17 protein-coding genes are annotated in these 13272 nt (G+C 38.4%); 6 read left to right on the forward strand and 11 right to left on the reverse strand.

The window, feature by feature from the left end; genetic code table 11:
• Window position 1: 1 nt before the first annotated feature.
• Together DFR58_RS19725 and DFR58_RS19730 are read left to right on the forward strand one after the other, a co-directional pair.
• The gene (locus tag DFR58_RS19725) at window positions 2-1318 is read left to right on the forward strand and encodes a neutral/alkaline non-lysosomal ceramidase N-terminal domain-containing protein (protein WP_114299903.1); all 1317 of its coding nucleotides are present in this window, start codon (window positions 2-4) and stop codon (window positions 1316-1318) included.
• Between the two features lie 127 nt (window positions 1319-1445).
• Window positions 1446-2102, forward strand: a complete 657-nt coding sequence (locus DFR58_RS19730; protein ID WP_114299905.1) for a metal-dependent hydrolase — start codon at window positions 1446-1448, stop codon at window positions 2100-2102.
• Between the two features lie 81 nt (window positions 2103-2183).
• On the opposite strand, the gene DFR58_RS19735 is transcribed toward DFR58_RS19730, so the two are convergent.
• Complete coding sequence (locus DFR58_RS19735; RefSeq protein WP_114299907.1) at window positions 2184-2636, reverse strand: AraC family transcriptional regulator; 453 nt, start codon at window positions 2634-2636, stop codon at window positions 2184-2186.
• A gap of 264 nt (window positions 2637-2900) precedes the next feature.
• On the opposite strand from DFR58_RS19735, the gene DFR58_RS19740 reads away from it, so the two are divergent.
• The 3 genes from DFR58_RS19740 to DFR58_RS19750 all read left to right on the forward strand — a co-directional run bounded on the left by DFR58_RS19740 (window position 2901) and on the right by DFR58_RS19750 (window position 5125).
• Entirely contained in the window at window positions 2901-3563 is a 663-nt protein-coding gene (locus DFR58_RS19740) for a class I SAM-dependent methyltransferase (protein ID WP_114299909.1), read from the forward strand.
• Between the two features lie 99 nt (window positions 3564-3662).
• A complete protein-coding gene (locus tag DFR58_RS19745) occupies window positions 3663-4619 on the forward strand; it encodes a hypothetical protein (RefSeq protein ID WP_114299911.1) in 957 nt (318 codons plus the stop codon).
• A gap of 95 nt (window positions 4620-4714) precedes the next feature.
• Window positions 4715-5125: a hypothetical protein gene (locus tag DFR58_RS19750; RefSeq protein WP_114299913.1), complete on the forward strand. Its 411-nt coding sequence runs from the start codon at window positions 4715-4717 to the stop codon at window positions 5123-5125.
• A gap of 48 nt (window positions 5126-5173) precedes the next feature.
• Here the strand turns inward: DFR58_RS19750 and DFR58_RS19755 are convergent, their stop codons facing one another.
• The 7 genes from DFR58_RS19755 to DFR58_RS19780 all read right to left on the reverse strand — a co-directional run bounded on the left by DFR58_RS19755 (window position 5174) and on the right by DFR58_RS19780 (window position 9798).
• Window positions 5174-5560 carry a hypothetical protein gene (locus tag DFR58_RS19755; RefSeq protein ID WP_114299915.1) on the reverse strand — a complete coding sequence of 129 codons (387 nt, stop codon included), beginning with the start codon at window positions 5558-5560 and terminating at the stop codon, window positions 5174-5176.
• Between the two features lie 177 nt (window positions 5561-5737).
• Window positions 5738-6391 (reverse strand): hypothetical protein, encoded by a 654-nt coding sequence (locus DFR58_RS19760; protein ID WP_147273218.1) that lies wholly within the window; start codon window positions 6389-6391, stop codon window positions 5738-5740.
• 45 nt (window positions 6392-6436) lie between these two features.
• Window positions 6437-6595, reverse strand: a complete 159-nt coding sequence (locus DFR58_RS21990; protein WP_170138242.1) for a hypothetical protein — start codon at window positions 6593-6595, stop codon at window positions 6437-6439.
• Between the two features lie 319 nt (window positions 6596-6914).
• Window positions 6915-7700 carry an ABC transporter permease subunit gene (locus DFR58_RS19765; RefSeq protein ID WP_114299919.1) on the reverse strand — a complete coding sequence of 262 codons (786 nt, stop codon included), beginning with the start codon at window positions 7698-7700 and terminating at the stop codon, window positions 6915-6917.
• The gene (locus tag DFR58_RS19770; protein ID WP_114299921.1) at window positions 7697-8623 is read right to left on the reverse strand and encodes an ABC transporter ATP-binding protein; all 927 of its coding nucleotides are present in this window, start codon (window positions 8621-8623) and stop codon (window positions 7697-7699) included. The genes DFR58_RS19765 and DFR58_RS19770 overlap by 4 nt, the downstream gene beginning before the upstream one ends.
• A 132-nt stretch (window positions 8624-8755) precedes the next feature.
• Complete coding sequence (locus tag DFR58_RS19775; RefSeq protein WP_114299923.1) at window positions 8756-9298, reverse strand: helix-turn-helix domain-containing protein; 543 nt, start codon at window positions 9296-9298, stop codon at window positions 8756-8758.
• A gap of 155 nt (window positions 9299-9453) precedes the next feature.
• On the reverse strand, window positions 9454-9798 hold the full coding sequence (locus DFR58_RS19780) for a cupin domain-containing protein (RefSeq protein WP_114299925.1): 345 nt from the start codon (window positions 9796-9798) through the stop codon (window positions 9454-9456).
• A gap of 136 nt (window positions 9799-9934) precedes the next feature.
• Here DFR58_RS19780 and DFR58_RS19785 point away from each other — a divergent pair, with 136 nt between their 5' ends.
• The gene (locus DFR58_RS19785) at window positions 9935-10822 is read left to right on the forward strand and encodes a LysR family transcriptional regulator (protein WP_114299927.1); all 888 of its coding nucleotides are present in this window, start codon (window positions 9935-9937) and stop codon (window positions 10820-10822) included.
• Between the two features lie 24 nt (window positions 10823-10846).
• Here the strand turns inward: DFR58_RS19785 and DFR58_RS19790 are convergent, their stop codons facing one another.
• The 3 genes from DFR58_RS19790 to DFR58_RS19800 all read right to left on the reverse strand — a co-directional run bounded on the left by DFR58_RS19790 (window position 10847) and on the right by DFR58_RS19800 (window position 12986).
• On the reverse strand, window positions 10847-11569 hold the full coding sequence (locus tag DFR58_RS19790; protein ID WP_114299929.1) for a DUF5131 family protein: 723 nt from the start codon (window positions 11567-11569) through the stop codon (window positions 10847-10849).
• 121 nt (window positions 11570-11690) lie between these two features.
• Window positions 11691-12161 (reverse strand): VOC family protein, encoded by a 471-nt coding sequence (locus DFR58_RS19795; RefSeq protein WP_114299931.1) that lies wholly within the window; start codon window positions 12159-12161, stop codon window positions 11691-11693.
• 3 nt (window positions 12162-12164) lie between these two features.
• On the reverse strand, window positions 12165-12986 hold the full coding sequence (locus DFR58_RS19800) for a helix-turn-helix domain-containing protein (RefSeq protein ID WP_114299933.1): 822 nt from the start codon (window positions 12984-12986) through the stop codon (window positions 12165-12167).
• Between the last annotated feature and the right edge of the window lie 286 nt (window positions 12987-13272).

The following is a 13272-nucleotide window of genomic DNA, read 5'->3' on the forward strand; positions in this document are numbered from 1 at the left end:
TATGAAGAAGGTTCTTAAGGCGGGTGTGGGAAGTGTTGACATTTCTCCCGGAGAGAGCATTGAGCTTGGGGGATACCCGCATTATTTAAGGCATAACACAGGGATTCATGACCCTCTTTACGCAAGCTGCATTTATCTTGAGAGCGGCGGGCAAAGGCTTATTATGATTGCAATGGACATTTTATTTTACTCTAAAAAATATGTATCGTCAGTCAGAAAAAGGATACGTGAGAGGACGGGAGTAAACGAAGAAAATATAATGATTTGCTGCTCCCATACCCATTCCGGCCCCTGGGCATCGGGAAGGCTTGACTTAGAGGCACTGGAAATGGGGCTTCGGCCTGATGAGGGCTATGTTGAAGAGCTTGGAGGCAAGCTTGTGGAGCTTGCCTCTGATTGTGCCGCAAATACCTTTGAGGCAAAAATAGCAATTGAAAAGGGCCGCTGCGGAAAGGAGCAGGGCGTGGGAGGAAACCGAAGGAACCCTGAAGGCCCGTGCGATCCTCTGGTATGGACTATAGGCGTACAGGACATGGATGGAAGCTGGAGGGGCTGTCTTGTGAGGTATGCCCTTCATCCCACTGTTATACACGCTGAAAGCACAGTGGTTACGGCGGATTACCCGTGCTATATAAGAGAGTATCTGGCACGCACCAAGCCCGGCATGGTATTTGCATTTGCACAGGGAACGTCTGGGGATCAGAGCACAAGGTATTTCAGAAAGGGGCAGTCCTTCGACGAGGCTGAGAGAATAGGAAGCCTTATAGGCGCCGAGGTTGACAGGGTGCTGAACTCAATGCAATTGTCCTCCGAGGTTGACATCAGCGTAAAATCCCGTCAGATCGAAGTGAAGCTGAGAACTCTGCCTTCAAGGGAGGAGGCCGAAAGAAGCGTGGAGGCTGCAAAAAAGGCGCTTGATGAGGTTATAGCGCGGAAGGGCCCATACCTTGAGGAACAGAATGCAAGCCTTGTTTTGCTTGGAGCGGAGGATTTACTGGGGTATGTGCTGATGAAGGAAAAGGGTGAAAGGATAGATTTGCTTGAGGATGAGCTTCCGGCCGAGATTCAGGTCATATCCATCGGGGATGCCCGCATTGTATGTGTACCCGGAGAAATATTTGTAGAGTTCGGGCTGGAAATAGCGGAAAAATCGCTTAAGACTAAGACCTTTGTGATTGAGCTTGCAAATGGATGTCTTCCGGGATATGTATGCACCGAAAAGGCCTTTTACGAAGGGGGCTATGAAGCAGACACATCACTTCTGACACCCGAGACGGGACGCATTTTTGTTGACACTGCTTTAAGCCTGCTTGAATAAAAACAGACATGTTTGTAAAATCTTTATCGCGTCCTATATATTTGCTTTAAAACAGAGTATTATTAGTATATAATAATTAACAGTATTACTATTATAAAGCAAATATCATAAGGTTGGAGGGGTTGTTTTGAAAATTACGTGGGTAGGACATGCGGCGGTTTATATTGAGGCACAGAAAAAAATACTTATTGACCCTTTTTTAACTCATAATCCTGTTGCCAGTATGAGGGTGGAGGATGTTAAAGAGTTGGATGCGGTGGTAGTAACACATGACCATGGAGACCATTTGGGGGACACTATAGAAATTTGCAAAAATACCGGGGCGGTACTGTTTTCTTTTGCGGAGATAGCGGAATATGCCGGAAAGAAGGGCGTAAAATCGGAGGGAATGAATGTCGGAGGGACGGTACTGTCTAACGGGGTATCGGTTTCACTGGTTCCTGCATTTCATACGGGTACGCTGGGGGGGACTGCGGTAGGCGCTGTTATAGAAATAGACGGAAAAAGCATATACCATGCGGGAGACACCGGCCTGACGCTGGAAATGCAGATGATAGGGGAGATGTACGGGCCGGACATTGCATTTCTGCCTATTGACGGGCGTTACAACATGACACCGAGGCTTGCGGCAAAGGCGGTTGAGTTGCTGAAGGTTCCTCAGGCTGTGCCGATACACTACAACACCTTTGACGCAATAAAATCTTCGCCTGAGGAATTCAAGGCCCTTGTAGGGGATAAAAGCAAGGTAACCATCCTAAATCCGGGACAATTCATACTGCTGTAACGAAGTAGGGAACACCCCCCGTGGTGTTCCGCTACCCCCCGTGGTGTTCCGCCACCCCCCGTGGTGTTCCGCCACCCCCTACTATACAGGAATACAGATTTCACACAGGTGCTTTTCAATCAAAGCAGGGATATATCTTTCAAGAACAGGTCTGGAAAAGTCTGGATGATGCCCTTGTGCTGATAACTGGGTAAAAATTTCTTCCCATGCTCTTTTAACCGCTTCAGCGGTGTGTTTAATCGTGAAAACGGCGTATCTTCCGCCGGGCAAAGCTGCTTTGTTTACATCGCCAGACGTTATAGTGCAGTCATCCGCAACAACTATGCAAACGTCATAGCGGCAGTTTTCAGGCGGCGTTGTTTCGGGATTGTCTTGTGAAATCCCTAAAATTACCGCGGACTTTGTAAACAAGCCGTTGGCTTGGGCCCACTCCTTTAGCTTTCCCATTATGGCGTAATTGTCAGCACCATAAGGGCCAACCCTCCGCATAAATGCAACATGGCTTCTTGGCATTTCTTCAATCGTATAGGTCATTCTACCACTCCTTTTTATCAACATATATGAAAGGTAACATGCTTTAAAATATTTTTCAATCAATTTTTTAATATAGAAGTGGACTTGTGTTTAAAATAGAACGCAATTTGCGTCTGGAAAAGTTTCTTTACAGTTCATATTTATTATGCTATTCTCGAGTTATATATATCTAACTTGTAAATTCTTTTTTTATCAGAAATTGAGCTTTCCGTAAGTTCAATTCTGTTTAAAAATTAACATTAAATCAGATTAAGGAGTGAGAGCATGGACAACAGTAATATAAAGAAAGCGTATGCCGTATCCAAAGACATTTATGATGATGCCCTAACTCAGGCAAAATGGTGGTCTAAGCTGTATATATGGTTCTTTTGGGGTGGGGTAGACGACATAGAAATAGCCGGCAGGGTACTAAAAGCAATTCCGAATGATTTTGAAGGTAAGCTGCTTGATGTACCGGTTGGCACCGGGGTATTCACATGGGATAAGTATAAAGGGCTGCCAAAGGCCGAAATAACCTGTGTGGATTATTCCGAGGATATGCTTTTTAAAGCCCGGAAAAGATTTTACGACAGCAAGCTTAAAAATATTGATTGTATGCAGGGGGATGTAGGAAGTATGAAATTCAGCGATGAAGCCTTTGACATTGTACTTTCAATGAACGGGTTTCATGTGTTCCCCGACAAGGAAAAAGCGTTTTGTGAAACTGCGCGCGTTTTAAAAAAGGGAGGCATTTTTTGCGGATGCTTTTATGTCAAAGGGCAATGCAAGCGAACAGACCTTATAGTTAACCTCCTATTGACTAAAAAGGGGTGGTTTACGCCTCCATTCCAATCCCTTGAGGAATTGAAAACAAAATTGTCTTCAATGTATGAGCATGTTGAAATAGACAATCAGAAATCAATAGCCTATTTCAAGTGTGTTAAATAGCCAAATTTGTGATATCATATAGTTAAATATAAAATTTATAAGAAAATTTACAGCAAATAAATATTATATTAGCTTTAGCCGGAAAGGGATGGTGATGGCATGGAGGAATACAATATAAAGAATGAAAGACTGCTTGATAATGGTGGTATAGCTGTAAAAACCCCTCGTACAAATAAATGGATAATATGCAGCATATTGGCCGCGTGCCTAACCCTTATTTTTGCAGCAGGTCTGACTACATATTCTGCTTCTTCTGATTTTAGAGGGCTGCTGGCGAAAGTTCTTCATTTAGATGTGGAAGACACACATTATATTGGGCTGTCTGATAGTGATAATGGAGTTGTTTTGACTGTTGTATCCTCACATGTTTGTAAGGGTACAGCAGTAGTATTATTGACCTTTGAGAAAGATGACGGTCAACCATTTGGAAATGGTATGAACCCTAGCATTAACTTATATGATAAAAAGGGCGATAAGGTTTTTAAGTCGGGTATGTCAGGAGGCATTTACACCGAGCTTTCAGAAGATCGTAAAACCTTGTTTTGCTACTATACATGTATCTTCCCGAGCAATTTTTTGGAGAAAGCTGTCACTCTTAAGGTAGATGAATTGAGTTGCAACTGGTCCGAGGTAGCAGGTAAGACATGGCCGGATGAGCTTATCCGCGGCAATTGGTGTGTAAGCTTTGAGTTGAGAGATGGTAAAGACAATGCAGTAACTGTAGAGAATTATGACAAATCTAAAATAGTGGAAATGTGCGGGAAAAAGCTGCAAATTGACAGCGTATTAATGTCGGATATGCTGTTAATTGCAAATACCACTACTCTGAGCGACTCGGGGATGCCAGTTGACTTTTTAAGCAGCGTAAGCACAGCCAGCGGATCGTATTATGGTGTATATATCTGGCTAACCTATGCCGACGGAAGTGTGTCCGAGCGGAAAGACTGCTTGCTTGACCAAAATGGGAATATAATAGCTTGGTTCCCTGAGACAATCCTCATGGATGAAGTTACAGCGATACATATTGGTGAAATAATTATCGGTATTTCAGAGTAGACATTGGGGACGCTCCTGCATAGTTTTGACGAACCCGGCAATCAAGCAGCTATTCAAGATGCATTGATTATTATGATACAGGAAGATTTAAACAAATGAAAAAAAAGGGCATAGTAACAATTATAATTATTTTATTTATAGCGACTATAGGTATTTTTGCTTCATTTGATGCTATAAGATACTTTATGGCAAAAGATATTCCGGCAGATGCTCAATATACCAGCATTAAGGAGCCGCGAATCGATGGAGAGCTGGGGCTATATTATGACAACCATCATGGCAGATACTGGCTATTCTATATTAAAAGCAATCGTAAAAAGTTAGTTATGTATGCTGGCGGTGTAAAGGGGTATGTAAGCGTTAAGGCTGTGGGTGCTAATAAAGTTGAAGTTTATTATGACTATTTGCAAGATGTAGATTATCCCAGAGAGGATAAAAGAATTATTATTGATTTATCCAAAAATCAGACAATAAATGTGTCTGTAATACGTAAGTTAATGGAATAAAAAAGCAGGAGCGTCTCCTAAAGGCCTAATGGGATACGTACTAAATATTTAATTGACCTTAAAAATTATAAAGACCAGTACAAGTATAAATATTAGAAGCCCATTTAAGATAAATGAATCTCTAATAATAATTTTGTCCTTTGTTTTTTTATATGTCATAATATTTAAGGTATTTAAAAATATGAAGGCATAAGTAGTTAACATAACAAAAAATCCTGTTTTTAATTTATTATCCTTTATAAAAAGCATACACAAAATAAAAAATAAACTTATGAATTGATCTTTTTTTACATCCTTATTTGGGCTGTAATCTTTATCTTTCCTGCTTCTTTTGAAAATGCTAGTAGAGTATTCATTTTTTCTATATTTATTAATTGTGTCTATAGTTAAACAGACAACAATAAATGTAAGACCTATAATAATTATTATGTCCATTAATTTTACTCCTATATTTTTTTATATACTCTAAATAGAGCGGAGCTGTTATTCAAAATATTAACTCAACAATCACAATATAAATATGTATTGCGATTGTTAAGTCAATATCTCTTATAATAATACCATATATTGCATGAATAACTATGATTATAAATTACTTATTTCAAGGTATTATTAAAATACAGGTGTCCCGTTAATCCCGTATACATTCATAAACATACTTTGAAACAGTTGTGTTACTTGGTTTTCATAATCAATCCGTGTTAAACCTTCATAATATATATTATCCAATTCATTTTGATGTTCTATATCTGTTATTCTATATTCATATCCAGTTACATTAGATGAAGTATTATACATCCTTGGATTGATTGCATCAAAGGATATAAATTTATGGCTATACTTCTCACTGGATAAATGTATAGAGGTATTAATGTTTAAGGTGTCCCCTATGATTAATCCTATGCCAGCTGAAACAATAGCTCCGGCAACAGAACCTGCTATGTAATAACCTACTCCTAACGAAACTGAAATAGCTGCAATAAAGGCAGCCATAGTTCCTACGTAGGTTCTCTTTGAATAAGATGTAGATCCGAGATGATATTTTTCCCAATGAGTTTCCATATATCTATATCCACTGAATGTTGTTCCAAAAAACTTTGTTGTTCCTAAATAATCACTATCTACGAGACTCTGTCTAGAAAGATTGGCAGCACTGCTTTTATCTGCTTCGGATGAGTCTTTTGCGTCAAATGTATATTTGCCTAATTTGTTACTACTAACGGTAATCACTGTTGAATCCTTACTAAATTCACATGTTTCAATCAACTCATCTTTACTATTATACTGTTCTAAAGTTGTTCTTAAACCATTTTATTTTGCAACTACTTTTATTAATTCTCCATTATTATCGTTAAAATACATTATGTTCTTAGCGTCATTAATCTTTATAGATTCCGCTGAGCATACTATGGAACTTGACATAATCATTGCAATGGATATTAATAAACATAATAATTTTTTCTTATACATATATGATATCCTCCAAAATATTATAATGTTTGCAACCTTCACAAAAAGACGTATACTATAGCCAAGGCAATCTTTGTGCAAGATTGTGTACGAAATAGTTTTCAGACAGGCTTATCGCTTGAATAAGAATCCTTATCTGGTAAATTTTTCATTAGATATTATATCAATCATCATTTTCCATGTCAATACATGTATATAAATAACGACAAATAAAAGTAAGGGGACACTCCAACTAATGGGTTTACTCCAATGTACACGAGTTAATCCAAGTAGCAAAAAGCAGGAGTGTCCCCTATAATTTTTGTTTTTAACTTTGCAGTCAACGCAACATTGATTCATAGCTTATCTTTTGAAACGAGCCATTCATCAAAAACCATGCGATCACTGCCAACAAGGCGCCTAAGCCCAATAGAATCCAAATGTTTATAAGGACAATACCAACAAATTGTCCAGCCACTAGAAAGATTACTGGCAAAACTAAAAGAGCACTGCGTTGCTGTGATTCTTCCATAGTTTGCGCCTTGGCTGAGCCACGCACAATCAACGTAATTGAGATTAGAGACACAGCAGGCGAAAGAAGTAATAGAACTACTAGCCAACTGATATTTGGTAACAGCAGGCTGCCTGTTGTTAGAAATATTTCAATCTGTGTCACAAGGGTCATAATGATGAAAGACAGGACGGAAACCAGTTCGCTCATGATAAACGAAGATAGTATTTTTGCTCTGAATATTTGTTTTAGAGAAAGCGGACAATAAAGAAGCGTTTCCAGTGTTCGCTTCTCTTTCTCACCGACGAAAGAACTTGCCGCCATAATTGATGCTGCCATAATGGGGATTATGATAAAGAAAACTGGCATAATGTTGTTTATGAGTAGAGATATAACCGCGGCCTTCATATTATCTGGCTGAACGTCTACGGGCAACAGACGGAGCATTGTCTCAAAGTCGCTAAAATCCGGCATGAAATGAAGCAACATAATAAAAATAGAGGGTATAACAACTGTCAGCGCTATTGGAACACTTATCATTGCTATGAGCAATTGCTTGTTGGCGGTGATGCCTCGTATATCCTTGCTAATTAAAGCGGATTGCATTGTATTCATAACGATTTGACCTCCTTTCGCTCTTTCCGTTTTTCAATCAGGGAGAAGTAGATATCTTCTAATGACAATTTATTTGCTGATACGGAATAGACGTTGCCGCCAGCATCCACAATGCGCTTCACAATTGGTGGAATTTCCTCCTCCGTCTGCACATTGATTTCAGCCAACTGTCCTTCAGTTTTCCTGAAAGATATTCCTTCAGGAAAGAGGGTTGCTTTGATGTAAACGTTCAGCCCGGAGAAAAGCTTGCAACGCAAAGCATCAAGGCTGCCTACCGCTAACAGTGTCCCATCATCGATCAACCCATATGAGGAGCAGACCTCCTGAGCATAACGCAGCTGATGCGTACATAAGAAAACTGTAGTTCCTCTGTCGCTTGCCAATTCTTTGATCATATTGTTTACACTTTGCGCACTCTCAGGATCTAAGCCAGAGGTGGGTTCATCCAAAAATAATATTTTCGGTGTATGGATCATTGCCCTTGCTAACGAAAGGCGTTGACGCATACCGGTAGAATAGGTTGTCAGCTTTTTGTCTTTGGCAGCAGTAAGATCCAATCGCTCTAGCAACTCGAGTGCTCGCTTACGACTTTCTTCTTTTGAAATTCCAAATAACATACCATAAAACACAAGGTTTTCCTGCCCTGTCAGATTTCCATACATTTGTGCATGCTCCGTAACCACGCCGGAGATAGCATGAACTTTCTCTGGACTGGACGAGGGATTTATACCAAAAACATGGCAGGAGCCTTCTGATGGAGATATCATGCCATTTAAAAGTTTGACTGAGGTGGTCTTACCAGCCCCATTGGGTCCCAAAAACCCGAAGACTTCACCTTGGCTCAGTTCAAAGCTTGCATTGTCTAACGCTTTTTTTTCGCCAGAGTATGTCTTAGTAAGCCTCTCAGCAATAATTGCCTTCATGTATTTTCCTCCTTTTCACATCCTGCAATAATTAATCTTATTGTCGATGTGATTATATTATCATAATGATAATATAATGTCAATAACAAGACTCCTCTTGCTGCATGGGCAATAAAAGGAGCTTTGAAAGATTTATTTACTATAATTTTCAGGCGGTGAAATAATCAGACCCAAAGTTCGTAATTTTCTGTCCGGAGTGGGCTGATTCTTATAAAGGGGCTGAATGATTTTCGCATATTCAGCTATTGCGGATGCCAATTCTTCATCGTTTGCATAGATAGGCGCAAGAGAAAAGCCCGACTGATCTTTTGAAATATCTATATTCGGATTCTGGCAATACTCTTGAAACTGTTTGATAAAGCCAAAGACATACTGCATAAACATCTGCATATAAGCATCACCTGCGTTTTCACCGACTAACTCCTGCCTGCTGGAGTCTAAATCAATGGCAACCGCATAGGTTTTTTCCATCGTTCCTCTTACTTGAGTTTCTTCGACTACTTTTAAAATACCGTCATTTGTCATGCGTTTCAAGTAGCGGTATAGGGTTGCCTGTGGAATATCGTTATATATTTCTGCAAGTTGTTTGGCCGTTGCTTTTCCGGCAGAATATAGTTCTAATAACAGTTTGCATTTTATTGGATGTGTAAAGCAATCCATAACTTTTTGTTCCATAACATTCCCTCCTAACAGCTTATGAAAATATTATCACTTTGATAATAGAGAGTCAAATTATTTTAAAAAGTAAGGGGACACTCCTGCCTTTTTAAATATATTTATGGACGATGAACCTTCGCTGCATACATATACATGTCTAACCATAAATATAGCTATTCCTCATATTGATTTCCGCTATTTTCTTTATTGAGAGTCCCCGATAATTCAATCATTAAGAACTTCGTCAATTCATTTACTACTGGGCGATGTTTTATCCCTTTGGGGACAATAATAAATTCTCCTCTATTAACCCTTGTTTTCTTTCCCTCCGTTTCTAGATAAAAACCACCTTCAATAACATAGAACAATTCATCTGAATTTTCATGAACGTGAAAATCCAATGTGCGATTTTCCACTTGAACTATACTTAGAACATTTCCATTTAAAAAACCAATTTTTTTGTAAGTGTATAACTCAATAATTTTGTTGACTTCCTTTAACAGATTTACTGCTTCCATATGATATACCTCCATATTGTTTGATTTTTTTGTAATTAAATGTTATCATTAAAAGTGCAATCTGTTAAATTGATTATTTTGATTGAAACAATCTATATTTTATATATTTGTATTTTAATCAGGGGGATTTCCTAATATGGAGTTAAAGCGTTTACATACTTTTTTAACATTAAGTGAAATTAGAAACTTTACAAAAACTGCCGAATATCTTAATTATGCACAATCAAATGTTACTACTCAAATACAGCAGCTGGAAAGTGAATTAGGTGTAAAACTTTTTGAACGTATGGGTAAAAGTATTACTCTTACTCCAGAAGGAGAAGAGTTAATTGTGTACGCCAAACAAATGCTTCATTTGTCAGATGATTTAAAGTATAAATTTGCTAATAAAAAAGACTATGGCCGCATTACTATTGGAGCCTCAGAATCCATATGTATTTACAGGCTTCCTGAGATTATAAAGACTTATCAAATAGAACATCCCAACGTTGAATTATATTTGAATGTTTTGGATACAACCGACTTTATACCTTTACTCACTAATAACGAAATTGATATTTCATTTACACTTGACGTAGCCATATATAATTCTTCAATTAATACTGCTTTGCAAATTGACGAAACCATATGTGCTTTTTCAATTCCAGAACACCCGCTTGCTCAAAAAGCAGAAGTAACAATTGACGATTTTTTTAATGTTCCTCTAATCCTAACAGGGCGGGGCTGCTGTTATCGAAAAATGTTTGAAAAAGATTTGTTGAATGCTTCAATTACGCCTAAAATTGTTCTTGAGACCAGCAGTCTGCAAGTAATTAAGCAGACCGCGCTTAGTGGGCTTGGAATATGTGTTCTTCCTCAATTATCAGTGCAAAAAGAACTAGATAACAATGAATTGGTGAAGCTTAACTATGTGACAAACTATAAGCTTGCTTCACAACTTATATATCATAAAAATAAATGGATTTCAGAAAACCTAAAAGATTTTATTGATACTGTAAAAGCAAAAACCTCCGCGGATGATTAGGCTAGGGGACGCTCCTGCCTTTTTTTAAAACAATCTTTTCCCATCTAGAATATTTATATCAAATTCTTTCGCTATACTGGTTTGCTTAAATGGATTTATTTTTTTCACTACACCGTCACGCTTAAAAAATGAGCCTGTACTTTTGAACCAAAATGTTACATTTGCTTTTATGCATTGTTCACGGATATTAAGCACCCAATCATAATCACATTCACGAGCGTCTCGCCCCGTTTCGCCGCCAACAGTAACATGGTCTACTCCATGAAGATACGGTGTTAAATCTATCGCTTCTAAAAGTGGGGCGCAGGCTATAAAACGCCGCTTTATCGGATAGGATAAGAATAATGGAAGTCTATAATCTGCTAATTTTTGATTTTCGATAGTACATCCAATATTCACATTGTCATATCCTGCGCCCCAATATGATGGAAGTGATACAAGGAAACGGTCAATTCGCTTTGTCAAAATTAAAAATTCTATATCCGTTCTTTCTTTGATGATAGACCAAACTTCTTTACGCCATTCATCCGCTTCGGGAAGAAAAAAGTCAGTTGCAAAACAGGTCGCAAGAATTTTGTTTCCTTTAATGTTATATTCGCCTTTTGCAGTTTTCCTTACAGGCCAATCAAATTTATCTGTTTTTTGTATTGTATTTTGACCGTAGCGTTTCGCATGTGGTCCGTAAAAATAACAATTTGTGCAGCCATCACTTATTTTGTAACAACCTGTCCACGGCTCCCAGTTCATAGGCATCCTCCTTTATTTGTCTGGTTTTATTGGCATAAGCAAGGCTCAATACCCATTTCGTTATAATGCTCTATATGTTCAGAGTAAAATAGCGGATTTGACTTACCAAAGCCGCCATGTGTCATTTATCAAAGCACAACGCATACTGCTTCACGACTTCAAGGGGAAACATAGTGCGCTTGGCAACTTCTTCAGCCGGCATGCCTTGACTAAAAAAGCGTTTGATAACGGTATTCATATCCTCTGCAATCTCCACAATATGCTTGTCCGGGTCATATACCCGAATGTCACGCTGCCCCCACGGGTATTCCTTTATTTCGTGTACCCATTGCAAGCCGGGTATACTTTTCATTTCGGCGTACACTTTGTCTAAATCTTCCACTTCAAAATAGACTTGAAAGTTGTGCGATTGTTCTTTAACACTATTGACTGATACACCAACGAGTTCAGCGTACCCTTGTTGCAGAGAAAAACCTTCAAAGGTTACATGTACGCCAATATCCATTATCGTGTTTTGGTGAAGCACTTTTTCATAAAAGTCTTTAGAAGCGGATATATCTCTAACCGCTAAAAGACAACCTTGATATTTCATTTTTCATTCCTCCTTTGAGGATATTGTATTGTATATTTCCGTTCCGTCATAGTAAAAATCCGACATACTTTTCAAATATTTTTGAGGGGTAACACCACTAATAGCCTTGAAATCTTTATCAAAATGGGCTTGGTCGAAATATCCGGCTTGCTGCGACAATGCTGCAAAAAAGCAAGGCGATTTTTGAATGTGCTTTAACACATAGTTAAAGCGAGTTAAGCGTGCATAGTTCTTAATATTCGTTCCAATTTGTGTAAGAAACAAGCGGTTTAGTTGTCGCTCGCTATAACCGGATTGCCGTGCGACTTCTTTCACTTGTACTTGCCCATGACTATCAAAAATCACTGTGGTGGCTAATAACAAAGCGTCCGAAATAAGGGATTTTTCCATGCGTCTATATAATATTTTTTCACAAGTATTTAACAACTCTATTGTGGTTTTTGACATTATAAAAGCTTGATACAGCGAATTGAAAAGCTCGTTGTCTATGTCTGCAAGCGAAAGTCGTTTGCCAGCAAACTCCGCTTGGCTTTGGCGTGTGATTTGATACAAACCATAGGGCGAAAGTTGAATAATCAACAGGACATGGTAACTATTTGGTTCCATTCCTAACAAAACAGGTGTTAGGGATGCTCCCCATAGTTCAGCAATTACAGTGGTTCCATCGAAGGCAAGCGACAATGTTCCGCAAGCGTCAGGCATAAGCGTATAGTGTGCCATGAACGTATCATTTTCTGGGAATACGATGTTGTAATATACAATATATTTTCTAAGCTCCACATGTGAGGGAAACATATTGAATTGCTTGCCATTTTTTACAATCAAATTGCTCCCTCCTTACTTTTCGTAGTAAAAATCCAGTAATGTAATAATTTTTTATTATATCATGTATTTATTTTTTAGCCTACTGCCGTTTTTCAATATTGTCACGAAACCACATCCTAATAAACATTGGGGGAAGCTCCTTTTTTTCAATATTTTTATGTGGATGGAATTTTACTATAAAGAGCTTTCTTTTTAAAGTAAGTACTTCTTGACAACTTGTAGCAACAAGATTATAATTAATTTGTTGCTACAAGTTGGAGGTGATGATTTGGTAGCAAGAAAAAAG

It is taken from the genome of Anaerobacterium chartisolvens, from assembly GCF_003337415.1.
Lineage (GTDB): Bacteria > Bacillota > Clostridia > Acetivibrionales > DSM-27016 > Anaerobacterium > Anaerobacterium chartisolvens.